20 protein-coding genes are annotated in these 23,157 nt (G+C 71.2%); 14 read left to right on the top strand and 6 right to left on the bottom strand.

Annotation, left to right across the window (positions count from 1 at the left end; all coding sequences use genetic code 11):
* Positions 1–32: 32 nt before the first annotated feature.
* A complete protein-coding gene (locus MKD51_RS13055) occupies positions 33–2,063 on the bottom strand; it encodes a BCCT family transporter (RefSeq protein ID WP_240240730.1) in 2,031 nt (676 codons plus the stop codon).
* A 210-nt stretch (positions 2,064–2,273) separates the two neighbouring features.
* Between MKD51_RS13055 and MKD51_RS13050 the strand changes: the two genes are divergently transcribed.
* The 3 genes from MKD51_RS13050 (at position 2,274) to MKD51_RS13040 (ending at position 5,109) form a co-directional block, all read left to right on the top strand.
* Positions 2,274–3,434, top strand: a complete 1,161-nt coding sequence (locus MKD51_RS13050; protein WP_240240729.1) for a bifunctional 2-methylcitrate synthase/citrate synthase — start codon at positions 2,274–2,276, stop codon at positions 3,432–3,434.
* The gene (locus MKD51_RS13045; protein WP_240240728.1) at positions 3,431–4,273 is read left to right on the top strand and encodes an aldo/keto reductase; all 843 of its coding nucleotides are present in this window, start codon (positions 3,431–3,433) and stop codon (positions 4,271–4,273) included. The genes MKD51_RS13050 and MKD51_RS13045 overlap by 4 nt, the downstream gene beginning before the upstream one ends.
* Positions 4,274–4,563: 290 nt before the next feature.
* Positions 4,564–5,109, top strand: coding sequence for a DUF2695 domain-containing protein (locus MKD51_RS13040; protein WP_240240727.1), 546 nt, complete (start codon positions 4,564–4,566; stop codon positions 5,107–5,109).
* A gap of 50 nt (positions 5,110–5,159) precedes the next feature.
* Here the strand turns inward: MKD51_RS13040 and MKD51_RS13035 are convergent, their stop codons facing one another.
* A complete protein-coding gene (locus tag MKD51_RS13035; RefSeq protein WP_240240726.1) occupies positions 5,160–6,995 on the bottom strand; it encodes a phospholipid carrier-dependent glycosyltransferase in 1,836 nt (611 codons plus the stop codon).
* 77 nt (positions 6,996–7,072) lie between these two features.
* Here MKD51_RS13035 and rsmI point away from each other — a divergent pair, with 77 nt between their 5' ends.
* The 3 genes from rsmI to MKD51_RS13020 all read left to right on the top strand — a co-directional run bounded on the left by rsmI (position 7,073) and on the right by MKD51_RS13020 (position 10,073).
* Positions 7,073–7,894: a 16S rRNA (cytidine(1402)-2'-O)-methyltransferase gene (gene rsmI, locus MKD51_RS13030; RefSeq protein WP_240240725.1), complete on the top strand. Its 822-nt coding sequence runs from the start codon at positions 7,073–7,075 to the stop codon at positions 7,892–7,894.
* Positions 7,895–8,015: 121 nt separating this feature from the next.
* Complete coding sequence (metG, locus tag MKD51_RS13025) at positions 8,016–9,566, top strand: methionine--tRNA ligase (RefSeq protein WP_240240724.1); 1,551 nt, start codon at positions 8,016–8,018, stop codon at positions 9,564–9,566.
* A 39-nt stretch (positions 9,567–9,605) separates the two neighbouring features.
* The gene (locus MKD51_RS13020) at positions 9,606–10,073 is read left to right on the top strand and encodes an SRPBCC domain-containing protein (RefSeq protein ID WP_240240723.1); all 468 of its coding nucleotides are present in this window, start codon (positions 9,606–9,608) and stop codon (positions 10,071–10,073) included.
* A gap of 48 nt (positions 10,074–10,121) precedes the next feature.
* Here the strand turns inward: MKD51_RS13020 and MKD51_RS13015 are convergent, their stop codons facing one another.
* Complete coding sequence (locus MKD51_RS13015; protein ID WP_240240722.1) at positions 10,122–10,772, bottom strand: hypothetical protein; 651 nt, start codon at positions 10,770–10,772, stop codon at positions 10,122–10,124.
* A 228-nt stretch (positions 10,773–11,000) separates the two neighbouring features.
* Between MKD51_RS13015 and MKD51_RS13010 the strand changes: the two genes are divergently transcribed.
* Positions 11,001–11,825 carry a TatD family hydrolase gene (locus MKD51_RS13010; protein WP_240240957.1) on the top strand — a complete coding sequence of 275 codons (825 nt, stop codon included), beginning with the start codon at positions 11,001–11,003 and terminating at the stop codon, positions 11,823–11,825.
* 57 nt (positions 11,826–11,882) lie between these two features.
* Here the strand turns inward: MKD51_RS13010 and MKD51_RS13005 are convergent, their stop codons facing one another.
* Entirely contained in the window at positions 11,883–12,464 is a 582-nt protein-coding gene (locus MKD51_RS13005) for a hypothetical protein (RefSeq protein WP_240240721.1), read from the bottom strand.
* A gap of 150 nt (positions 12,465–12,614) precedes the next feature.
* Positions 12,615–13,604: a hypothetical protein gene (locus MKD51_RS13000; protein WP_240240720.1), complete on the bottom strand. Its 990-nt coding sequence runs from the start codon at positions 13,602–13,604 to the stop codon at positions 12,615–12,617.
* A gap of 99 nt (positions 13,605–13,703) precedes the next feature.
* Here MKD51_RS13000 and rsmA point away from each other — a divergent pair, with 99 nt between their 5' ends.
* Both rsmA and MKD51_RS12990 read left to right on the top strand, forming a co-directional pair.
* Positions 13,704–14,609, top strand: coding sequence for a 16S rRNA (adenine(1518)-N(6)/adenine(1519)-N(6))-dimethyltransferase RsmA (gene rsmA, locus MKD51_RS12995; protein ID WP_240240956.1), 906 nt, complete (start codon positions 13,704–13,706; stop codon positions 14,607–14,609).
* Entirely contained in the window at positions 14,609–15,139 is a 531-nt protein-coding gene (locus MKD51_RS12990; RefSeq protein ID WP_240240719.1) for a hypothetical protein, read from the top strand. The genes rsmA and MKD51_RS12990 overlap by 1 nt, the downstream gene beginning before the upstream one ends.
* 219 nt (positions 15,140–15,358) lie before the next feature.
* Here the strand turns inward: MKD51_RS12990 and MKD51_RS12985 are convergent, their stop codons facing one another.
* Positions 15,359–15,763: an MmcQ/YjbR family DNA-binding protein gene (locus MKD51_RS12985; RefSeq protein WP_240240718.1), complete on the bottom strand. Its 405-nt coding sequence runs from the start codon at positions 15,761–15,763 to the stop codon at positions 15,359–15,361.
* 117 nt (positions 15,764–15,880) lie between these two features.
* Here MKD51_RS12985 and MKD51_RS12980 point away from each other — a divergent pair, with 117 nt between their 5' ends.
* The 5 genes from MKD51_RS12980 (at position 15,881) to MKD51_RS12960 (ending at position 23,126) form a co-directional block, all read left to right on the top strand.
* On the top strand, positions 15,881–16,804 hold the full coding sequence (locus tag MKD51_RS12980) for a 4-(cytidine 5'-diphospho)-2-C-methyl-D-erythritol kinase (RefSeq protein ID WP_240240717.1): 924 nt from the start codon (positions 15,881–15,883) through the stop codon (positions 16,802–16,804).
* 313 nt (positions 16,805–17,117) lie between these two features.
* Complete coding sequence (locus MKD51_RS12975; RefSeq protein WP_240240716.1) at positions 17,118–18,944, top strand: ABC-F family ATP-binding cassette domain-containing protein; 1,827 nt, start codon at positions 17,118–17,120, stop codon at positions 18,942–18,944.
* A gap of 135 nt (positions 18,945–19,079) precedes the next feature.
* Positions 19,080–19,766, top strand: a complete 687-nt coding sequence (gene mtrA, locus MKD51_RS12970; RefSeq protein ID WP_240240715.1) for an MtrAB system response regulator MtrA — start codon at positions 19,080–19,082, stop codon at positions 19,764–19,766.
* A 7-nt stretch (positions 19,767–19,773) separates the two neighbouring features.
* A complete protein-coding gene (mtrB, locus tag MKD51_RS12965) occupies positions 19,774–21,480 on the top strand; it encodes an MtrAB system histidine kinase MtrB (protein WP_240240714.1) in 1,707 nt (568 codons plus the stop codon).
* A complete protein-coding gene (locus MKD51_RS12960; protein WP_240240713.1) occupies positions 21,477–23,126 on the top strand; it encodes an LpqB family beta-propeller domain-containing protein in 1,650 nt (549 codons plus the stop codon). Before mtrB ends, MKD51_RS12960 begins: the two co-directional genes overlap by 4 nt.
* Positions 23,127–23,157 lie beyond the last annotated feature (31 nt).

Below are 23,157 nucleotides of genomic sequence, written 5' to 3'. Positions count from 1 at the left end.
GGTCCGCCTGATGGGGCGATGGAACCGCGGGCTCAGCCCTTCGGCTCGTCGGGCCCGCCGTGCCCGCTCGGCTCCTCGGTCGCATCGGGCTGCGGGTGCCTGCGGGCCTCCCGCTCCCGCCGGTGGCGCTCGACGCGCTCCTCGCCGACGGTCAGCGCGTTGTCGCCGGATGCGGTGTGGTCGGGCCGATCGGGGCCCCTGCGCTGGATGCGCCCGGGCTCGAGGTTGCGGAGCACGTCGGCCGAGCTGATCGGGCCGGTCGTGGCATCCGTCCACCACTCCGTGAGCGTTGGGTCGCCGGTGTCGAGCCAGGCACCCGCGCCGTCGTCCGCGACGACCTCGCTGGAGCCGAAGACGAAGTCGTCGCCATGCTCCTCGATGCCGAGCCGCACGCCCTGCGCGATCGCCGCCTTCGCATACTTGCGCCGCAGCATGTAGGGGTCGGTGCGCAGCTCCTTCGCCCACGCCACCATCACCCCCATCACCACGAAGGCGAACGGCAGCGCCGTGACGACCATCAGCGACTGCAGGCCGCCGAGGGCTGTCTCGCCGCCGGCGACGAGCAGCGTTGCTGCGGTCACACCCAGCAGCACGCCCCAGGTGATCGTCACCCACATGCTCGGCTCGGGCTTGCCGCCCTGGCTCATGGATCCCATGACGATCGAGGCAGAGTCGGCAGAGGTGACGAAGAAGATCGTGATCGACACGAGCGCGAGCACCGAGGTGATGACGCCCAATGGCAGGTTGCCGAGCATCTCGAACAGCATCGCCTCCGACGATCCCGCCTCGCTGATGCCGAGCCCATCCATCTCCATCGCCATCGTGGTGCCGCCCACGATCGTGAACCAGACCAGGCAGATGATCGACGGCACGACGATCACGACGGTGACGAACTCGCGCAGCGTGCGGCCACGGGAGATCTTCGCGATGAACATGCCGACGAACGGCGTCCACGAGACCCACCAGGCCCAGTAGTAGGTGGTCCAGGTCGAGAGGAACGCCTGGGTGTCGGCGCCCTGCGAACCGCTGCGCATGAGCATGGTGCCGAGCTCTGAGAAGAACGACACCATCACCGAGGGCAGCAGGTTGAGCAGCAGCAGGGTGGGCCCGGCGATGAACACGAAGAGGCCGAGGATACCGGCGATGATCATGTTGATGTTCGACAGGGCTCGGATGCCGCGCTTGATGCCAGAGACGGCCGAGATGACGAACATGGCAGTCAGCACCGCGATCGCGCCGATGATGAAGCCGTTGCCGAGCTCGCCGAAGCCGGTGATGATCTCGAACCCGCGGCTGATCTGCAGCGCGCCGATGCCGAGCGAGATCGACGTGCCGCCGAGCGTGACGACGATGGCGAAGATGTCGATGATCGAGCCGATCCAGCCCTCGGTCTTCTGGCCGAAGATGGGCGTGAAGATGGCAGAGATGAGCGGCGAGCGACCGCGCCGGTATGCGGCGTAGGCGATCGCACCGCCGACGAGCGCGTAGTAGGCCCACGCCATCGGGCCCCAGTGCAGCAGCGTCTGCGCGAGCGATGCGTGCATCGCGTCGACCGTGCCGTTCTCGAACTCGAAGCCGTGCGGCAGCTCCATGAAGTAGGTGAGCGGCTCCATCGGTCCGTAGAAGAGCAGTCCGATGCCGAGGCCGGCAGAGAAGAGCATGGCGATCCACGAGACGGTCGAGAACTCGGGTTGCTCGTCATCCATGCCCAGCCGCACGCCGCCGGTTCGGCCGTAGCCGACGAACAGCATGAAGACGGTCACCGCCATCGTCAGCGCACCGAACATCCAACCGAAGTTGACGCTGACCCAGCTGAGCGATGCACCGCCGACCGCCTGGATGCTGTCCGGGTCGATGACGCCCCAGATGATCACGGCGGCGACGAAGGCGCCGGCGATCGCGAACACCGCCCAGTTGGTCGCAAACGACCTGCCGGTGCGCTCGACCCCAATGCCGGGGATCAGTGCGGGGTGCACGAGACCCGGCTCGGTGACCTCTCTCACCACTTGCTTGACCGGCGTCCTCGGCTTGCGGGGCGGGGTCTCGGCAGTGCTGTCGGGCATGGCTGGTCTCGTCTCGTCTCGGTTGTCAGGCGCATCGGTCTCGCCTGCCCGGGCGGGCAAGAGGCGACGCTATCGCGAGGTGCGCGACGGGTCCGCGCACCGGTTCGGATCGTTGCGTCATCGTGACCGTTCGTCGGGCGAACGACCTCGCCGCCCGCGTGGCATAGAGTCGATCCCGCGTCCCCGCCCATCCGTTCACCGAGGAGCACCATGGCCGAGCCAGACATCAAGAAGGGTCTCGCTGGCGTCTACGCCGACACCACCGAGATCTCGAAGGTCAACCCAGACACCAACTCCCTGCTCTACCGCGGCTATCCCGTGCAGGAGCTCGCCGCGACGCAGCCGTTCGAGGCCGTCGCCTACCTGCTGTGGCACGGCGACCTGCCCACCGAGACGCAGCTCGCCGAGTTCCGGACGAACGAGCGCGAGCTGCGCGCCCTGCCCGAGAACGTCAAGACGGTGATGGATGCGCTGCCGCTGACCGCGCACCCGATGGACATCGTGCGCACGGCCGTGAGCATCGTCGGGGCCAACGATCCCAACGCCGAGGACGCATCCGACGACCTCGCCAAGGCGTTCAACCTCTTCGCGGTGCTGCCTGCGATCGTCAGCTACGAGCAGCGCCGCCGCCGCGGCGAGCAGCTCGTCGAGCCGCGCGACGACCTCGACTACGCCGCGAACTTCCTCTGGATGGCGTTCGGCGAGGAGGCCGACCCGGTCGTGGTCGAGGCCTTCAACCAGTCGATGGTGCTCTACGCCGAGCACTCCTTCAACGCGTCGACCTTCACCGCCCGCGTCGTCACCTCGACGCTCGCCGACCTGTACTCCGCCGTCACGGCAGCGATCGGCGCGCTCAAGGGCAACCTGCACGGCGGCGCCAACGAGGCCGTCATGGAGGTCTTCCAGGAGGTCGGCGAGGCTTCGAAGGCGGATGCGTGGATGCAGACCGCGCTCGACGAGAAGCGCAAGATCATGGGCTTCGGGCACCGCGTGTACAAGAACGGCGACTCGCGCGTGCCGACCATGCGCGCAGCGCTCGAGCGCCTTGCCGAGCACTATGACGCTCCCGAGACGCTCGCGATGTACACCGCGCTCGAGCAGGCGATGGCCGATCGCAAGCCGATCAAGCCCAATCTCGACTTCCCGTCCGGCCCTGCATACGCGCTGATCGGCTTCGACGTGCCGATCTTCACGCCGCTGTTCGTCGCCGCGCGCGTCACCGGCTGGACGGCGCACATCATCGAGCAGCGCGCGAACAATGCGCTGATCAGGCCGCTGTCGGAATACACAGGCCCTGCCGAGCGTCACGTTGAGGGTGTCTCGGCAGCAGACCTGCCGGAAGACACATCGACCATCACGGAGGAAGCATGACGAACGAGAGCACGACGATCCCCACGCTCGAGCTGAACGACGGGCGCACCATCCCGCAGCTGGGCTTCGGCGTCTTCAAGGTCGACCCGGCTGAGACCGAGCGCATCGTCACCGACGCGCTCGAGGCCGGCTACCGGCACATCGACACGGCGGCCATCTATGGCAACGAGGAGGGCGTGGGCCGCGCGCTCGCGGCCAGCGGCATCGCGCGCGACGAGCTCTTCGTCACCACGAAGCTCTGGAACGACCGCCGCGGCGCCGCAGACACGCGTGCCGCGCTGGGCGAGAGCCTCGAGAAGCTCGGGCTGTCGCACGTCGACCTCTACCTGATCCACTGGCCGACGCCGCAGACGGTCAGCCCGGTGGAGACGTGGGAGACGCTCGCGACGCTGCGCGACGAGGGCCTGACCACGTCGATCGGCGTCTCGAACTTCGACGAGCGCTACCTGCCGGCGATCCTCGAGACCGGCGTCATCCCGGCGATCAACCAGATCGAGCTGCACCCGCAGTTCCAGCAGCGGGCCGCGACGGCGCTCGCTGCCGAGCACGCCATCGCCATCGAGGCGTGGGGCCCGCTCGGTCAGGGCAAGGTCGACTACGCGGCAACGGTCATCGGCGAGATCGCCGAGCGGATCGGTGCCTCGTGGGCGCAGGTCACCATCGCGTGGCACCTGGCATCGGGACGGATCGTCTTCCCGAAGTCGAACCGCCGCGAGCGCATGGACGAGAACCTGGCAGCTGCCGGCGTGCAGCTGAGCGCTGCCGACGTCGCGGCGATCGACGCGCTCGACCAGGGCGCGGCGGGCCGCGTCGCGAGCGACCCGGCAGAGGTGAACTAGCCACCTGCTGCGCGCCCCGACGGCAGGGGCGCGCCCGCTTCGCGGACCCGTTCCGCCGAACGCGACCTGGTACACCGGGTCGCGTTCGGCAGAACGGGTCCGCTTCGCGTGTGGCGCGGTGCGGCGGCGGTGGCGGTGCGGCGGCGGTGGCGGTGCGGCGGCGGTGGCGGTGCGGCGGGGGAGGCGGTGCGGCGGGGGTGCGTTGCGGGTGCGGTGCGGGGCTCGGCGCTGTGCACAGGTCGGTGCGCGGGTCGCGCGCGGGCGGGGGCCGCTGTGGCACGGTGCGCGGCATGGACGAACCCACCGCAGCCAAATCCACCGCAGCAGACTCCACCGCATTCGAACCCACCGCATCCGAATCCACCGCAGCCGAATCCACCGCATCCGACGCCGCCGGATCCGACCCCGCCGGATCCGACCCCGCTGCCGAGCCGATCATGGCGGAGGCGGAGGCTGAGGCGCATGTGCGCGAGCTGGCGGAGCTCTGGCTGGCTCCGCATGAGCGCGAGTGCCTCGGGTGCTACCTCGACCGCACCATCACCGCCTTCGGCTGCCAGGGTGACCTGCGGCTGGCGGCACGCTTCCGCGACCTGATCGCGCCCCGAGCGGTCGGGCTCGAGCGGCGCCTCGCAGATGCCGGCGGCTACTGCGACTGCGAGGTGCTGGCCAACGTCTTCCAGCCTGCCGCCCACCTGTGGACGCTCAGCCGCGACGAAGAGCTGCCGAACGGCGGCTGGGTGGACATCGAGCCTGAGCCGCCCGCCGTGATGCCGCCGTGCTCGGGCGTGCGGCGCGGCTCGACGCTGCCGTGCAGCCACTGGTCGACGTGGCGGTAGCCACGCAGGCGGCCGGTCCGCGGCCGGCCTGCGGGTGGGGCTGGTGAGCCCTACGGCCAGGAGGGCGGCCAGTAGCGCAGCCGGATCTGCGGCTCCGGCATCGCGATCCCGTACGCCACGGGCATGAACCACAGCGCGACCGCGATGCTCGCGACCAGCAGCACCAGCATCACAGCCCACGCGGCGGCTCTGCGCTCGACGTCGCCCTCGGGCAGGGCTTCGGCAGCCGGCGGGGGGATGGCGGCTGCGATGGCGGCGTCGAGCGCGGCGTCGGCGTCGGGGGCATCAGCGACGCCGGCATCCGTGCCCCATCGCTCAGCGACGCCGGAGTTCGTGCCCCATCGCTCAGCGACGCCGGAGTTCGTGCCCCATCGCTCAGCGACGCCGGAGTCCGTGCTCACATCCGTCGCCGCTGCCCGCGCCCGATGCACCGCGGGCCGCAGCCGCCCGACCGCGATCTGCAGCGCGTACGAGAGCCCGATCACGAGGAACGGCAGGAAGACGATCGCGTAGAAGAAGAAGATCGTGCGATCCGGGAACGCCAGCCACGGCCCGAAGCCTGCCGCGATCGCCAGCAGCAGGAAGCCGGCGGTGCGGTCGAGCGTGCGGCCCAGGTGGAAGAGCAGGAAGCCCAGCGCGATGATGCCGCCGTACCAGACCACCAGGTTGGGCAGCGCGGTGATCCACCAGACGCCGGTGCCCGTGTCGACCATCTCGAAGCCCGTCGGGCGTCCGAGCCAGAGCCACTCGATCGCGGGCGACTGGTAGGGGTGGTCGTTGTCGAGGCCGACATGGAAGCCGAGCTGCTGGGCGTGGTACATCCACAGCGACTGCAGGCCGAGCGGCACCCAGGCGAGCAGGCCGCCCCACCGCAGGTCGACGCGCTCCAGCGCGAGCTGCGAGCCCCAGCCGCCGTCGAACCAGCCGGCGAAGCTGGCGACGTAGATCGCGACCGCAGGCCCCACGAGCAGCACGAAGCTCGCGGGCGCTTGCAGCAGCAGGGTGCCGAGCCACGGGTGCCGGTAGCCGACGCGGCGCCGGTCGAGCGCATCCATGAGCACGCTCCAGAGCCCGAAGGCCGCGAGGAAGGCAGCGCCCGACCACTTCGTGGCGCAGGCAGCGCCCAGCAGGGCGCCGGCGATCACGATCCACGGCCGGCCCCAGATCGCGGCCAACCCGCGGCGTCGCCCCGCAGCCAGCGCCCGCACCGTGCGCGCGGCAGAACCTCGGCGGTCGAGCAGCAGTGCTCCGGCACCGGCCAGCACGAACACCGCAAGCAGCCCGTCGAGCAGCGCGGTGCGGCTCATGACGATCGCGAAGCCGTCGATCGCCATCCACAGCCCCGCGAGCGACGCGAAGGCGATCGAGCGCAGCATGCCGCGCGCGATCGCGTAGGTCAGCCCGACGAGCGCGATGCCGGCGAGCGCGCTCGGCAGTCGCCACCAGAAGGGGTCGCCGATGCCGAACACGGCCATTGCCATGCCGATGATCCATTTGCCCAGCGGCGGGTGCACGACGTAGTCGGGCTCGCTCGAGAGCCCGCCCGCGTCGCCGGCCTCGAAGCGCTCGTTGCCGTCGTCGCTCCAGTCGCCCTCGTAGCCGAGCTGCCACATCGAGAAGCCCTCTTTGACGTAGTACGTCTCGTCGAAGACCAGCTGGTGCGGGTGGCCGAGGCCCGACAGCCTCGCGATGGCGGCGATGCCGACGATGGCGACGGGCGCCGCGATCTCAAGGGTGCGACGGATGCGCGGCTCGCGCAGGCGCCGCTCGATGCCCGCATACGCATCCGTGACCCGCTCGCGCCGTGATCGGGAGGGTGCGGCACGGTCGTCCTCGGCGAGCGCGACGGCGGCGCGCGGGGCGTCGTCGTCGCTCGGCAGGGTCACACGGCCGATTCTCGCACCAGGTTCCCGGAGATCGGCCGGGGCCCGCCCAAGGCCCAGGCAGCACTAGCCTGGGCGCCGTGATCATCCTCGGCGCGACCCCCATCGGCAACCTCGGCGATGCGAGCGGCCGGCTGCGCGAGGCGCTCGCCACCGCGACCGTGATCGCCGCTGAGGACACCCGCACCGCGAAGCAGCTGCTGCGGGGGCTCGGCATCGAGTGGCAGGCCTCGTTCGTCGCGCTGCACGAGCACAACGAGGAGGCCGCCTCGCCCGCCCTTGTCGAGCGCGCTCGCGGTGAAGACGTGCTCGTCCTCACCGACGCAGGCATGCCCACCGTCAGCGACCCCGGCTTCCGGCTCGTGCAGGCCGCCGTCGCGGCGGGCGTCGAGGTCACCTGCCTGCCGGGGCCCTCTGCCGTGCTCACCGCCCTCGCGCTCTCCGGCCTGCCGACCGATCGCTTCGCCTTCGACGGCTTCCTGCCCCGCAAGGCGGGGGAGCGGGATCGCTTCCTGGCCTCCGTCGCCCGCGAGGAGCGCACGCTCGTGCTGTTCGAGGCGCCCCACCGGCTCGCAGAGTCGGTGGAGGCCATCGCCCGTGCGATGCCCGAGCGCCGCATGGCGGTCTGCCGCGAGCTCACGAAGCGCTACGAAGAGGTGCGCCGCGGCAGCGCCGCCGAGCTGCTGCCGTGGGCGAGCGAAGGCGTCAAGGGCGAGATCGTGCTCGTGATCGAAGGCGCCCGACCCGCGCTGACCGACATGGATGCGGCCGTCGAGCAGGTGCTGCGGCTCAAGGAGGGCGGGATGCGCCTCAAGGACGCCGCTGCAGAGGTGGCAGACGCCACCGGGCACGCGCGCAACGCCCTCTACCAGGCCGCCCTCACGAATCCGACCCCCGCGTAGCCACGCGGCGTCACACGCACCAGGCGGAGACCGGAGCCCGAGACGGGCTCCGGCGCTGGCGTCGCGGCTGAGGCCCGCAGGGGCCTCAGCGTTCAGCTCCAGCGCGCCTAGACTGGACCCCATGCCCGAGCGCTTCACCGTGACGACGCCGATCTACTACGTCAACGACGTGCCCCACATCGGCCACGCCTACAACGAGGTCGCGACCGACGTGCTCGCCCGCTGGCACCGCCAGCGCGGCGACGACACCTGGATGCTGACAGGCACCGATGAGCACGGACAGAAGATCATGCGCACGGCAGCCGCCAACGGCGTCAGCCCGCAGGAGTGGACCGACCGCCTGGTCGAGACCGCCTGGATCCCGCAGCTCGAGCTGCTGAACATCCAGAACGACGACTTCATCCGCACGACGGATGAGCGCCACAAGGTGGGCGTGCGCATCTTCCTCGAGCGCCTCAAGGCAGCCGGGTACATCTACCACGGCGAGTTCGAGGGGCAGTACTGCGTCGGCTGCGAGGAGTACAAGACGCCCGGCGACCTCGTGCCCGGCACCGGGGAGTTCGAGGGGCAGCAGGTCTGCGCCATCCACTCGCGCCCGGTCGAGACGGTGCGCGAGGCGAACTACTTCTTCAAGCTGAGCGAGTTCGCTGACCGGCTGCTCGCGCTCTACGACGAGCAGCCCGACTATGTGCAGCCCGAGCACGTGCGCAACGAGGTGCGGCAGTTCGTGAAGCAGGGCCTCAACGACCTGTCGATCAGCCGCAACACCTTCGACTGGGGCATCAAGGTGCCGTGGGATGAGACGCACGTCGTCTACGTCTGGTTCGACGCGCTGCTGAACTACATCACCGCCAACGGCTACGGCGTCGACGAGGCGAACTTCGAGCGCCGCTGGCCCGCGACGCACATCGTCGGCAAGGACATCGCGCGCTTCCACGCCGTCATCTGGCCCGCGATGCTGATGGCCGCTGGGCTGCCGATCTCCGATCATGTGTTCGGCCACGGCTGGCTGCTGGTCGGCGGCGAGAAGATGTCGAAGTCGAAGGCGACCGGCATCGAGCCGAAGCAGATCACCGACGTCTTCGGCGTCGATGCGTTCCGCTACTACTTCATGTCGGCGATCGCCTTCGGCTCCGACGGCTCGTTCTCGTGGGAGGACCTCGACGCGCGCTACCACTCGGAGCTCGCCAACGGCCTCGGCAACCTCGCCTCGCGCGTCATCGCGATGGTGCACAAGTACTGCGACGGCGTCGTGCCCGACGTCGCATCCGATGACGACATCGCGACCCTGGTGGCGGATGCGGTGGGTCGCGCCGACCGGGCGATCGACACCTTCCAGATCCACGAGGCGATCGAGTCGGCCATGTCGATCGTCGAGCGCCTGAACGGCTACATCACCGAGCAGGCGCCCTGGGTGCTCGCGAAGGATGAGGCGCAGCGCGACCGGCTCGCCGCCGTGCTGGCCTCGAACGTGCACGGCATCGGCGTGGCGGCGGTGCTGCTGGCGCCGGTCATGCCGGAGACCGCGCAGAAGCTCTGGACCGCCGTCGGCGGCGAGGGCGAGGTCACGGCGCAGCCGATCCAGGCGGCGCACGAGTGGCGGGGCACCGGCCGCGTGACGACGATGCCGCCGCTGTTCCCCCGCATCGAGCAGGACCAGCCCGCCGGCTGAGGCGTTGACCCGGTCGGGCGCTGCCGCGAGCATGGGGCCATGAGCGAGACCACCCATGAGCGCATCGGCGAGCAGTCGATCGTGCACCGCCGTGAGTTCGACGCACCCGCGGCCGCGGTGCAACGCGCCCACACCACTGCCGAGCTGTTCTCCCAGTGGATGGGGCCTCGCGGCTCGACCATCCGCATCGATCACTTCGACGCGCGCCGCGGCGGCTGCTTCGACTACACGGTCGAGATCAGCGGTCAGTGGCGCTTCTGGGGCTCGTACCACGAGGTGATCGCCGGCCGCATCGTGCACACCTGGGAGTTCCAGGAGGAGCCGGGCAGACCGACGCTCGAGACGCTGGAGTTCCGTGACCTGGATGGCGGGCGCTCGGTGCTCGAGGTCACGTCGAGCTATACGTCGAAGGCGGCCTGCGACGCAATGATCGAGTCGGGCATCGACGGTGGCATGGATGAGGACTTCGAGCGGCTCGACGAGGTGCTCTCGACGATGGCGCACTGAGCGCGTCGGCGTCGAGGTGGCGGCGCGCAAGCGCCTCCACCCGCAGCGTCAGCGCGCCGGCAACGCCAGCGTGAACTCGTACTCGAGGCCCTCGATGGCGACCTCGAGCTCCTGGCTCGCGTCGACGCCATCCGGAACCGCGAACGTGTAGGTGCGCGCGGCGTCGGGATCGCCGCAGCCCTCCTCGACGGCGAAGGCGATCGCGAACCGTGTCTCCGTCAGCGCGACGGGATCACCCGCCGTCGGCCAGCAGGCGCTGGTCGCGGGCAGCGAGATCGCGAGATGCTCAGGCCCCTCGACCCAGGTGGCGACAGCGCCCAGCCGCAGCACGTCGTCGATGGAGGCGCCGCTGTCGGCCGGGAGCCCCGGCTCGCCGGGATTGCTGCGCAGCATTGCGTCGAGCGTGCCCGTGCGCAGTTGGCTCGCCTCCTCGCTGGTCTCCACCGCGTCGTCCTCTGCCGCCTCGTCTGCGTCTTCCGAGGGCTCGACCTCGCTCGTCGCTGCCTGCTCCGACTCGGTGGCCGGCTGCGCCGGCGCCACCGAGTACTCCGACTCCGTCGCCGACTGGTCCGACTCCGTCGCCGACTGCGACGGGCCGCTCTCCGGCGCCAGTGCGTCTGCCGTCGGCTGCGCTGCGCTGCAGCCTGCGACCGCGAGCACGGTCGCCAGCGCGGCTGCGATGGCGAGACTTCTGGGCATGCCGGGAGGACCTCCTGCTGGGTGTGGCTTCGAGCAATGCTGGCACCGGATTCATGGCACAACCTGGACGGTCCCTCAGGATCTCCTGCAGTCCTTCCCTCCTAGGCTGGGCGCATGCCTGCCAGCCATGACGGAACCATGCCCATCCGCCTGCCAGAAGCACCCCGCGAGACGGTGCTGCCCGGCGGCGAGTACATCCGCGAGCGGCATGCCGACGCCAAGCGCGACATGACGCGCCCGCCGGTGCCGCAGCCGCTGGGTGTGCCGATCTACGACAACCACACCCACCTCGAGATCAAGGACGGCGAGGACTTCACGTACGCGGATGCGTTGGATGCGGCCGAGCGCGCCGGGGTCGCAGGCGTCATCCAGGTGGGCGGCGACGTGGAGTCGTCCGAGTGGTCTGCCGCGCTCGCGGCGCAGGATCCGCGCGTGCTCGCCGCGGTCGCCATCCACCCGAATGAGGCACCCGGCTATGCCAGCGCCGACACGCTCTTCGACGCGCTCGCGACCATCGATCAGCTCGCCGAGCAGCCGCGCGTGCGTGCCGTTGGCGAGACGGGCCTCGACTTCTTCCGCACCGGCGATGACGGCCGACGCGCGCAGTTCGAGTCGTTCGAGGCGCACATCGACATCGCCAAGCGGCACGGGATCGCGCTGCAGATCCACGACCGCGACGCGCACGACGACGTGGTCGAGACGCTGCTGCGCGTCGGGGCGCCGGACGTCACGGTGTTCCACTGCTTCTCCGGCGACGAGGCGCTCGCCAGGATCGCGGCCGAGCACGGCTGGTACCTCTCGTTCGCCGGCACCGTGACCTTCTCGAACGCCAAGAACCTGCACGCGGCGCTGCGGGTGGCCGACCGCAGTCGCATCCTTGTGGAGACGGATGCGCCGTTCCTGACGCCTGCGCCGTTCCGCGGCCGGCCGAACAGCCCCTACCTCACGCCCTACACGGTGCGCTTCATGGCCGAGCAGCTGGGCGTCGATGCGGATGTTCTCGCCGCCGAGACGGTCGAGAACACCCTGCGGGCGTACGGCAGCTGGGACTGAGTCCTCGTCTGACGTGGCGCGCGCACCGCAGGCGCTCGCGCCACGAGACGCAGGCGGTCACCGCATCGGCTGGATGTCGACGGTGATGTCGTCGTCGGTGTCATCGGCATCCTGCGTCCATCCGTCGACGGTCGCGGTCGTGATGTCTGCGCTGCCTGTCGGCACCCAGAACTCCCAGCCGAACACGCGCAGGTCAGCGGTGCAGGCCACGGCCGCGTCGGTCTCGGGCCAGTCGAACTCGATCTCGATCCGCCCGTCGTCGACCTCTGCAGAATCGCCGACAGGCTGGCAGGCCTCAGAGCCGCTGCCCGTGCCGATCACGTGGATGAGCGTGTGGTCGGCATCCGCCCAGGCGACGAAAGGCTCGTCGCTGGGCAGCTCCAGCGCGTCGTAGCTGCCGAGCACCGCGTCGTCGGTGATGCGGCTGGGCGATTCGGGCACCTCGGCGGTGGGCGGCGGAGACGGTGCTGGCGTGGCGGTGCTCGTGTCGTCATCAGGCTCGGTCGGCACCGGCGACCCCGTCGTGGTCTCAGTCGACTGAGACGTCGCGGGAGCGCTGGTCTCAGCCGGGCCTCCCGCCGACGCGCAGCCGGCGAGAGCGAAGGCCGCGATGACGGCGATGGGCAGGATCTTTCGCATGATCACTCCTTCGCGGCGCCCTCCGCGAAGCTCACGGGTGGTTCCGCGCTCCCACCGTGCCTGAGGCGACTGGACGCCCCCTGGATGCAGCGGTTGGGCCGGCGCGTCGGCCGTCCGCTCAGCTCGGCGCGAGGCGTGCGGGATGCCGCATCACGGCAGCTCGAGGACGTCGTCGGGCTGCACCGTGACCGTCGCGCTCGCGCCGTCTGACCCTGCCCCGGTGATCGTCACGGAGACCGGCATGGTGGCCGAGATCGCCTCTGGCAGCGTCACCCGCCAGCCGTACGTGCGGAAGTCGGCGCTGCAATCCACGTCTGCTGTCGTGCTCTCGAAGGCGAGTTCGACCAGGCCGGGACCGGTGGACGTCGCGCCGATCGGCTGTGGCACGCACTGCTCGGAGCCCGAGCCGCCCAGCAGCACGGCCAAGGAGACGCCCGGGTCGATCCAGCGCACGGCGACCGCGGGATCCTGCATCGGGTCGAGGCCCGGGTCGTCGGGCAGCTGCGCTGCGGGGATCGCGGTCGGCGCGGGAGCCTCGCCGGCATCGGGGATCTCGCTCGGCTGCGGGTCGGCCGGCTCGTCGAGCAGGTCGTCGGGACCGAGCTGGAGATCGAGTGCCGCGTCATCGCCCTGCAGGTTCACCAGTCGCACCCGCACGGGCTGAGCGCCGTCGACTGCCTCGGCCAGGCCAAGCTCCCAGCCGTGCACCCGGAAGTCCATCGTGCACATCAGGTCGGGGTCCGTCGGATCGAAGCGCACGACGATCGACGGCGCGTTCCGCTCCAGTCCCGCCGCGTGCGGCTGCGGGATGCACCCGCCGCCGCTGCCCGAACCGCCCACGAACACGGCGATCGACTCGCCCGGCACCGCCCAGCGCACGGCGACGCCCTGCTCAGACACCTCGTCCATCAGCCCGCTGGTCTCCAGGCGCGCATCGTCGATCGACACGGGATCGTCGCCCACGATGGCGACCGGGGGCGAGATGGGTTCGCTCGGCGCGCCCGGGGTGTTCTGCTGGATGGCGCAACCCGTGACGAGCGCGGCGGCCCCGACGAGTACGACGGCCGCGAGCATCCGCGACCCCCGTGGCAGAGCGGACGGCTGCAGTGCTCGCGTCCGCGACATCGACGTCGTGCGCATGGGGTGCTCCTTCGTGGTGCTGGGATGAGCATCATCGCGCGCGCACCTGTGATCTCTCTGCCGCCCTGCTCGGCATAGGCTCGACACGTGAGCGAGACGATCGACGGCGGGCCGCGCGGCGGGCCCCTCGACGGCAGGCGCAGCGCCGAGACCCTGTTGGGCGCATCCGAGATCCGCGCGCTGGCGACCGAGCTCGACCTGACGCCCACGAAGCGCTGGGGCCAGAACTTCGTCGTCGACGCCAACACCGTGCGACGCATCGTCAGGGTGGCGGATGTGTCGGGCCTCGACGTCGTGGAGGTCGGGCCCGGTCTCGGGTCGCTGACGCTCGGCCTGACGGAGGTCGGCGCCAGGGTCGCTGCCGTTGAGATCGACCCGCGGCTGGCCGAGCTGCTGCCGCAGACCGTCGCGCGCAAGCAGCCGGATGCTCGGCTGGAGGTCGTGCAGCACGACGCCCTCACGATCGAGCAGCTGCCCTTCGCGCCGCAGGCGATCGTCGCGAACCTGCCGTACAACGTCTCGGTGCCGGTGCTCATCCACCTGCTCGAGCGCTTCCCGTCGATCGAGCGCGCGCTCGTGATGGTGCAGTCGGAGGTCGGCCACCGGCTGGCGGCGCGGCCGGGCTCGAAGATCTACGGCTCGCCCTCCGCGAAGGTCGCATGGTGGGGGTCGTGGGCGCTCGAGGGCGATGTCTCGCGGCAGATCTTCTGGCCGGTGCCGAACGTCGACAGCGTGCTGGTCGGCTTCCGCCGCGGGCCGGCGATGGGCTCGGAGGCGCTGCGCAGGCGCACCTTCACGGTGATCGAGGGCGCGTTCGGTCAGCGTCGCAAGATGCTGCGGCAGGCGCTCTCTGGCCTCTACGGCTCCTCGGCGGCGGCGACCGAGGTGCTCGAGCGCGCCGGCGTCGACCCGACGCTGCGCGGCGAGGCCCTGGCGCTCGCCGACTTCATCCGGATCGCGGAGGCCGGGGTCGCTGGCTCCGAGGATGCGGCCAGGGAGGGCTGATGGTCGAGCGCATCGAGAAGAACATGGGCCCGGAGGCGCTGCGGGCGGCCACGGGGCGCGACCACGAGCAGTGGCGCGCGCTGCTCGAGGCCGCCGGCGCGCTGCAATGGACGCACGCGCAGACCGCGCGATGGCTGGTCGCCGAGCACGGCGTCGACGGCTGGTGGGCGCAGGGCATCACCGTCGACTTCGAGCAGCAGCGCAAGGGCAGGCTGCCGGGGCAGCAGGCCGACGGCACGTTCTCGGTGTCGGTGACGCGCACGGTGCCGGGGGAGCGGCTCGAGGCGCTCGCGGCGGTGCGCGCACGGATCGAGTCACGGCACGGCGCCGCGCATCGCGAGAACCTTGCGGCGTCGCAACCGGTCGTGCGCTGGCGGCTGGGCGACGGCACACGGCTTGCCGCCGCGGCGCAGCCGCCCAACAAGACGGGCACGCCCGTCACCCTGACGATCGAGAAGCTGGCGGATGCGTCGGCGATGGAGCGAGCGAAGGCCGAGATCGCGGAGATCCTCGCGGCGGTCACGGGCTGAGGTCCGCGCGCTGCGGCGCGCGGGTGCCCGTCTGCCCTGCGCTGTGACGCTTGCCTCGCGTTCGTGCTCGCGCTCGTGCTCGCGCTCCCGCTCGTGCCGCACATGTGTGGCAATCTGCCGCTACGGGCCACGCTAGAGCGCAGATGCCCACATGTTTGCGAGCCGCGGGTCTGGGGAGGCGTGCGAGCCGCGGGCCGGGGGAGGCGTGCGAGACGCGCGTCAGGGGGCGGCGTGCGGGCGGCGGGCGTCGAGCTCCGCGACCAGGCGCTTCGTCGCCGTCACGCGGAAGCTCGAGTCGAGCAGCTCGGCCACGCGCACCCAGTCGGGATCCTGCAGGTCGACCGCGACCCATCCGGAGGGCCCGAGGTAGGCGGGCACCAGCGCACCCTCGTCGAGCAGCGCGAGGCGCTCGTCGGGCTCGAGCAGCACGCTCAGCCGCGGCGGGTGCAGGCCGGCGTTGTGCTCCTGCTTGGTCGTGCCGCCGTAGTAGGCGAAGACCTTCGTCGTGAAGAAGGCGGGCCGGCCGTGCGAGACCTTCTCGGCCGCGCCGGGGAAGGCGAGCGCGAGCTCGCGCAAGCGCGCCAGCAGCGGGTCGTCGGCGTCGAACATGAGCGGATGCGCCATGGCGGGAGAGTAGCGCGCGGCGAGGATGTCGATCGATGCCGGAAGCGGGCGCACGCGCGGACGTCGGCGCTCAGGGGGTGTGCAGGCGAGGGTGTCCGTGGACAGTAGGTTGGACTCGTGGCACGCGGCAGCACAGTCCGGGCGAAAGCGCCCGGCAAGATCAACGTGCACCTCGGCGTGGGCGCGCTGCAGGACGACGGCTACCACGACGTCGCCACCGCCTACCAGGCCGTCAGCCTCTATGAGTTCGTGGAGGCGAGCGAGGCGCCCGACTTCTCGGTGCGCTTCTCGGGCCCGGTGCCGCACGCGCACCTCTCGACCGGAGCGGACAACCTGGCGATCCGGGCTGCGATGGCGCTCGCTCGCCGAGGCCGCGTCACGGGCGGCGTCGCGCTCTCGATCGAGAAGCACGTGCCGATCGCCGGCGGCATGGGCGGCGGATCCGCCGACGCGGCAGCCACGCTGGTCGCGTGCGACGAGCTGTGGGGGCTGCACCTGGGTCGGGAGGCGCTGCACGAGATCGCTCGCGAGCTGGGCGCCGACGTGCCGTTCGCGCTCGCGGGTGGCACCGCAATAGGCACGGGCCGCGGCGATCAGCTCTCGCCGGCGCTCGCGAAGGGGCAGTTCCACTGGGTGCTCGCCTACGCCGACGCCGGGCTGTCGACCCCGGACGTCTACCGTGCGCTCGACGAGCACCGCGCGCTGCACGCCGCCGACATCGCGCCGGCGCACGACGTGCCGACCGTGGATGCGCGGGTGCTGCAGGCGCTGCGCGCCGGCGACGCCGGCATGCTCGCCGAGTCGCTGCAGAACGACCTGCAGGCGCCCGCGCTGCGACTCATGCCGCGCCTGTCGGGCACGCTCGAGCTGGGGGAGCGATCGGGTGCGCTGGCCGGGATCGTCTCCGGATCGGGGCCGACCGTGGCCTTCCTCTGCGACGATCTGGAGTCGGCCATCGAGGTGCAGATCTCGCTCTCGACGGCGCAGCTCGTGGCGGTCAAGGTGACCGGCCCCGTGCCTGGCGCCCGCCTCATCGACTGACCCGCCGCATCCGGACCCCGCGTCCGGGCGATCGATTGGCGCTTCCCGCGATCGAGTGGCGCCTCCTGCGATCGAGTGGCGCTTCCCGCGATCGAGTGGCGCTTCCCGCGATCGAGTGGCGGCTCATGGCGCAGAGCGCCATTCGATGTGGGAAGGCGCCACTCGTTGCTGGGAGGCGCCATTCGATGTGGGGAGGCGCCACTCGTTGCTGGGAGGCGCCATTCGATGTGGGGAGGCGCCACTCGTTGCTGGGAGGCGCCACTCGAAGGGGAGCGCAGAGGGGTGCGCGCGCGTGCGGGACAATGGAGGCCATATGGCACATCTCCTGGGCGCCGAGCGCGTCGGCATCGCCTTCCCCACCCGCGTCGTGTTCGAGCAGATCTCGCTCGGGCTCGAGGACGGCGACCGCATCGGCATCGTCGGCCGCAACGGCGACGGCAAATCGACGCTGCTGCGCATGCTCGCCGGCAAGCTCGAGCCCACGAGCGGCCGCGTCACGCGCCGCAGCGGCCTGCAGATCGGCGTCCTCGACCAGCGCGACACGCTCGACGGCGACACCACCATCGGTGAGTCGATCGTCGGCGACCGGCCGGAGTACGAGTGGGCGGGCGATGCGCGCATCCGCGACATCCTGAACGGCCTCGTCGGCGACCTCGACTGGCACGCCCGCGTCGGCGATCTCTCCGGCGGCCAGCGCCGCCGCGTGGCGCTCGCCCAGCTGCTCGCCGGCGACTGGGATGTGCTCTTCCTCGACGAGCCCACCAACCACCTCGACGTGCAGGGCATCGCCTGGCTCGCCGACCACCTGAACGCCCGCTACGTAGGCGGCCGCGGCGCCTTCGTGGCCGTCACGCACGACCGGTGGTTCCTGGATGCGGTCTGCACGGGCACGTGGGAGGTGCACGACCAGCTCGTCGAGCCCTTCGACGGCGGCTACGCGGCCTACATCCTGCAGCGCGTCGAGCGCGATCGGATGGCCGCCGCGTCCGAGTCGAAGCGCCAGAACCTCATGAAGAAGGAGCTCGCCTGGCTGCGCCGCGGCGCGCCGGCGCGCACGGCGAAGCCGAAGTTCCGCATCGACGCCGCCAACCAGCTGATCGAGGACGAGCCGCCCGCCCGCGACCCGATCCAGCTCGCGCAGCTCGCCGCCACCCGGCTCGGCAAGGACGTCGTCGACGTGCTCGACGCCTCGGTCGAGCTCGGCGGCCGCACGATCCTCGACGACGTCACCTGGCGCATCGCTCCCGGCGAGCGCGCCGGCATCCTGGGTCGCAACGGCGCGGGCAAGTCGACCCTGCTCGCCCTCATCGCCGGCCGCATCCGCCCCACCTCCGGCCGCGTCAAGACCGGCAAGACGGTGAAGATCGCCGAGCTCACGCAGGAGCTCGCCGAGCTGGCCGAGCACGAGAACGACCCCGTGCGCGTGGTCGTCAGCCAGCTGAAGTCGAGCTACGAGACCGGCGGCAAGGAGCTCACGCCCGGCCAGCTGCTCGAGCGCCTCGGCTTCCGCACCGGCGAGCTCTCGACGCTCGTGAAGGATCTCTCGGGCGGCCAGCGCCGCCGCCTGCAGCTGCTGCTCATCCTGCTCGACGAGCCCAACGTGCTGATCCTCGATGAGCCCACCAACGACCTCGACACCGACATGCTCGCCGCCATGGAGGACGTGCTCGACTCCTGGGCCGGCTGCCTGATCGTCGTCAGCCACGACCGCTACCTGATCGAGCGCGTCACCGACCACCAATTCGCCATCGTCGACGGCGGGCTTCGGCACATGCCGGGTGGGGTGGATGCGTATCTGGCGCTCTCGGGGAAGGGCTCGGTCGCGCGCACGGCCGCTCGCGCGACGCAGCCGCAGCATGCGTCGGGGGCGGCACCCGAGGCATCCGCCGCCGGGGCGGCCGCGCCCTCGGCGCTCTCGGGTGCCGAGCGCCGCGCGCTCGAGAAGGAGGCCGCGAGCCTGGACCGCAGGCTCGAGAAGTCTGCCAAGGAGCGCGAGTCGGTGCTCGAGCGCTTCGAGACCGTCGACCACAGCGACTTCGACGCGCTCGCAGCGCTGCAGGCGCAGCTCGCCGCGCTCGACGAGCGCCTCGCGTCGCTCGAGGAGGCATGGCTCGAAGCCCACGAGGGCCTGGAGGGCTGAGCGCCCTTCGACACGCTCCGTCGCCTTCGGGGGCGGAGCGGCTCAGCCAGCGGGGAAGCCGCTCGGATACAGTGGCGAGAGCCGCGCAGACGCGGCATCCGGGGCAGACCCGGGGCCCGCACGAAGGGAGCGCCCATGTCGGAGCAGACGATCCTCGTCGTCGACGATGACCCTGCGCTCGCCGAGATGATCGGTATCGTGCTCGCGGGCGAGGGATACGCGCTCGAGTACTGCGCCGACGGCGGGCAGGCGATGGGCCGCTTCCATGAGGTGCGCCCCGATCTCGTGCTGCTCGACCTCATGCTGCCCGGCAAGGACGGCATCCAGATCTGCACCGAGATCCGCGCCGAGTCCGGCGTTCCCATCATCATGCTCACCGCGAAGGGCGACCCGACCGACATCGTGGTCGGCCTCGAGTCCGGTGCCGACGACTACGTCGTGAAGCCCTTCAACCCGAAGGAGCTCATCGCTCGCGTGCGCACCCGCCTGCGCCCGCAGCGGGCGGCGGACACGGGCACGCTGAAGGTCGCTGACCTCGAGATCGACGTCGATGGCCACCAGGTCGCGCGCGCCGGTGCGCCGATCGCGCTCACGCCGCTCGAGTTCGAGCTGCTGGTGACGCTCGCCTCCAAGCCCACGCAGGTGTTCTCGCGCGAGATGCTGCTCGAGCAGGTCTGGGGCTACCACTACAAGGCCGACACGCGCCTCGTGAACGTGCACGTGCAGCGGCTGCGCTCCAAGGTCGAGCGCGATGTCGACAACCCCGTGGTCGTGACGACCGTGCGCGGGGTCGGCTATCGCGCCGGCGCGCCACAGGGCTGAGCCAGCGGTGGCCGCACGACGCCTCCCGCTGTGGGAGCAGGCGACCGGCATGCTCCGCCGCTCGCTGCAGGCGCGTGTCGTCGCCGCCAGCATGGTGCTCTCGACGCTCGCCCTCGTCGGCGTCTTCGGCTACATGTCGGCATCCGTCGGGCAGAACCTGTTCGAGACCCGCCGCGACGATGCCCTCGTCGAGGCGGCGCAGGCGACCGGCCAGATGCAGCAGATCTTCCTCGAGGCCGTGACCGAGAACCTCACGAGCGGTGAGGTGGATGCGCTGCAGGAGACGGCGCTCGACGCGATCTCCGACATCATCTCGACCCGCTCCACGACCGAGTACGCGATGCTGCGCACCGATGGCCAGGTGGAGACGCTGCTGTCGATGAACGACGTGCAGTCGCAGGCCTTCGGTGCCGACCTCCTCACCCCCGAGCTGCGCACGGCCGTGGCCGACGCATCCGAGAGCCCGCACTACCAATCGGTGCGGATCCCGACCGCGAACGGCGGCGAACCGGGGCTCATCGTCGGCACGGTCGTCGACGTGCCGCTCACCGGGCAGTACGAGCTCTATCTGATGACGAGCCTGCAGTCGACGCAGGAGACGCTCGACTTCATGCAGCTGACGATGGTGCTCGGGGGTCTCGCGCTCATCGCGCTCATCGGCCTCATCACCTGGATGGTCGCGCGGCTCATCGTCGGTCCCGTGCAGACTGCCGCCGAGTCGAGCGCGCGCATCGCCGCCGGCGAGCTCGACGTGCGGATCCCGGTGCGCGGCGACGACGAGCTGGCGAAGCTGGGCCGCTCGTTCAACGACATGGCCGACTCGATCTCGCGGCAGATCAACGAGCTGGCGACGCTCTCGACGGTGCAGCAGCGCTTCGTCTCGGATGTGTCGCACGAGCTGCGCACGCCCCTCACGACCATCCGGCTCGCGGGCGACGTGCTGCACGACCGGCGCGCGTCGTTCGACCCGGTCTCGAGTCGCACCGTCGAGCTGCTGCACGCGCAGATCGAGCGCTTCGAGCAGCTGCTGGCCGACCTGCTCGAGCTCAGCCGCTTCGACGCGGGAGCCGCGCAGCTCGAGATCGAGCCCACCAACCTCGTACGGCTCGCCGAGCGCGAGATCGCCGCGGTCGAGCCGCTCGCCGCCGAGCGCGGCACCGAACTGCGACTGGTGGCGCCGGGCGGGCACTTCGAGGCGGAGGTCGACCCGCGCCGCATCCGCCGGATCCTGCAGAACCTGCTCGGCAACGCCATCGACCACGGCGAGGGCAGGCCCGTCGTGGTGATCGTCGACTCGTCGACGGATGCGGCGGCGATCGCCGTGCGCGACAACGGCGTCGGCATGACCGAGGAGGAGGTGGGCCGCGTGTTCGACCGCTTCTGGCGGGCGGATCCGTCGCGACAGCGCCGCACGGGCGGCACCGGCCTCGGGCTCTCGATCAGCCGCGACGACGCGGCGCTGCACGGCGGCTGGATCGACGTGTGGTCGCTGCCCGGCGAGGGCACGCAGTTCCGGCTCACGCTGCCGCGCGCGGGGGCGCGGGCGGTCGCCTCGCCGATCGAGCTGGCGCCCGACGACACCCAGCCGCTCGTGCTGCCGGTCGCGATGCCGAACCAGCGCCAGGAGTCAGCGCCCGAGCCCGAGCCCGAGGGCGCGCCGATCGCGCTCGTCGATCCCACCGTCGAGACCACCACAGAGGAGGTCGACCGATGAAGCGCACCGCGCTCGCGCTCCTGGCAGTGCTCGCCCTGGTCGGCTGCGTCGCCATCCCCGACGCCGGACCCGTCGTCGAGGGGCAGGTCGACACGAGCGAGCAGACGAACGACCTGGTCTTCCTGGCGCCGGAGCCGCAGCCCGGCGCCACGCAGGAGGAGATCATCCTCGGCTTCCTCGCGGCCGCCATCACTCCGGGAGAGGACTACGCGATCGCTCGCGAGTACCTCTCTGAGGAGGCGGCTGACGGCTGGGATCCCAGCGCGCGCGTGATCGTGCGCTCTGGCGCACCGCCGGAGCTCTCGCTCACCGGCGACACCGCGGCGAACGCGGTGGTGTCGGGCCTCTCGGAGGTCGACGCGAGAGGCGCGCTGCAGCTCACGGGTGACGACCGCATGCTGGAGTTCGCGCTCGAGATGGTCGACGGCGAGTGGCGCATCGCCGAGGCGCCGGACGGCATCGTGCTCACCGCCTACTACTTCAACGCGCTCTTCCGTGCGCACACGCTGCACTGGCTCACCCAGGACGGCACCCGCACGGTGCCGGAGGTGCGGTGGTTCGCGCGCACCGCCACGACGCTCTCCGAGCGCATCATCGACGCGCTGCTGGCAGGGCCGTCCACCTGGCTCTCGCCCGCAGTCTCGACCTTCGGCGCGGTGGAGGCGTCGCGCGTCGGTCAGTCGCGCGTCGACGGCACCACCATGACGATCACGCTCAACAGCCCACAGGTCGACCAGCTGGGGCCAGGCAGCCTCTCGCCGCTCGCCGCGCAGCTGGCGCTGTCGCTGCGCGAGGTCGGTGTCCGCGAGGTGCTGGTCGAGGTCGAGGGACGCGAGGGGCTCGTCGCCTCGAGCGCCGACGCCGCGATCATTGACGAAGGCGACGTCGACCCGCAGCCGCTCGTGCTCGAGGGCACGAGCCTGCACCCGGTCGGTGGCAGCGCCCCCGTGCCAGACGACGTGGGCGCAACGCTCGCCGCGATCGGGGCGACGAGCTACACGGTCGGCGCAGAGGGCGGCGTGGCGCACACCGGCACGACGGCTGCCTGGATCCTGCCAGGAGCAGAGCCCGTCGTCATCTCGACGGACGCGGGCGTCGCCCCGACTGTCGACGACAGCGGCTGGGTGCTGCTGCAGGAGGTCGCGGCTGCTCCGCGCCTGCTCGCCTGGCGCGGCGGTGAGCGCACCGAGCTGCCGCTGCCGCCCGGGCTCGCGCGCATCGCGGCGATGGAGCTCGCGCGCGACGGCTCCCGGCTCGCGCTCGTGACCGGCGAGGAGGGCGACAGCCGGGCCTGGGTGCTGGCGGTCGTGCGAGACGCGAGCGGCAGGCCCGTCGCGCTCGGCGAGCCCTACCCGCTGCCGGCGATCGAGGGCGCGGCCAGCGACGTCACATGGGTGAGCCCGACGCAGGTCGCGGTGCTCTCGAGCGCCGACGACCAGGCGCAGATCGCCATGCTCGCCGTGGGCGGCGTGTCCGAGCAGCTGCCTGCACCGGGCGAGCCGGTGCAGGCGATCGCCGGCGGCAGCCAGGGCATCTCGACGCTCAGGGCGCTCAGTGCCGACGGCGCGCTGCTGTCGCTGCAGGGTCGCGTCTGGAGCCCAGCCGCAGGGCTCGAGCCGCTCCGGCTCATCGCCACCCAGCAGTAGCCAGGCGGGCTTCTCCACAGGCGGGGTCTGT

It is taken from the genome of Agrococcus sp. ARC_14 (assembly GCF_022436485.1).
Taxonomy (GTDB): Bacteria; Actinomycetota; Actinomycetes; order Actinomycetales; family Microbacteriaceae; genus Agrococcus.
The sequence above is the reverse complement of the archived record's forward strand: the minus strand, read 5'-3'. Positions and strand labels throughout refer to the sequence as shown.

Excerpts from the sequence above, each read along its gene's own strand:
- MKD51_RS13055 (WP_240240730.1), bottom strand. The coding sequence starts at position 2,063 with ATGCCCGACAGCACTGCCGAGACCCCGCCCCGCAAGCCGAGGACGCCG.
- MKD51_RS13050 (WP_240240729.1), top strand. The coding sequence starts at position 2,274 with ATGGCCGAGCCAGACATCAAGAAGGGTCTCGCTGGCGTCTACGCCGAC.
- MKD51_RS13045 (WP_240240728.1), top strand. The coding sequence starts at position 3,431 with ATGACGAACGAGAGCACGACGATCCCCACGCTCGAGCTGAACGACGGG.
- MKD51_RS13040 (WP_240240727.1), top strand. The coding sequence starts at position 4,564 with ATGGACGAACCCACCGCAGCCAAATCCACCGCAGCAGACTCCACCGCA.
- metG (WP_240240724.1), top strand. The coding sequence starts at position 8,016 with ATGCCCGAGCGCTTCACCGTGACGACGCCGATCTACTACGTCAACGAC.
- MKD51_RS13020 (WP_240240723.1), top strand. The coding sequence starts at position 9,606 with ATGAGCGAGACCACCCATGAGCGCATCGGCGAGCAGTCGATCGTGCAC.
- MKD51_RS13015 (WP_240240722.1), bottom strand. The coding sequence starts at position 10,772 with ATGCCCAGAAGTCTCGCCATCGCAGCCGCGCTGGCGACCGTGCTCGCG.
- MKD51_RS13010 (WP_240240957.1), top strand. The coding sequence starts at position 11,001 with ATGACGCGCCCGCCGGTGCCGCAGCCGCTGGGTGTGCCGATCTACGAC.
- MKD51_RS13005 (WP_240240721.1), bottom strand. The coding sequence starts at position 12,464 with ATGCGAAAGATCCTGCCCATCGCCGTCATCGCGGCCTTCGCTCTCGCC.
- MKD51_RS13000 (WP_240240720.1), bottom strand. The coding sequence starts at position 13,604 with ATGCGCACGACGTCGATGTCGCGGACGCGAGCACTGCAGCCGTCCGCT.
- MKD51_RS12990 (WP_240240719.1), top strand. The coding sequence starts at position 14,609 with ATGGTCGAGCGCATCGAGAAGAACATGGGCCCGGAGGCGCTGCGGGCG.
- MKD51_RS12985 (WP_240240718.1), bottom strand. The coding sequence starts at position 15,763 with ATGGCGCATCCGCTCATGTTCGACGCCGACGACCCGCTGCTGGCGCGC.
- MKD51_RS12975 (WP_240240716.1), top strand. The coding sequence starts at position 17,118 with ATGGCACATCTCCTGGGCGCCGAGCGCGTCGGCATCGCCTTCCCCACC.
- mtrA (WP_240240715.1), top strand. The coding sequence starts at position 19,080 with ATGTCGGAGCAGACGATCCTCGTCGTCGACGATGACCCTGCGCTCGCC.
- MKD51_RS12960 (WP_240240713.1), top strand. The coding sequence starts at position 21,477 with ATGAAGCGCACCGCGCTCGCGCTCCTGGCAGTGCTCGCCCTGGTCGGC.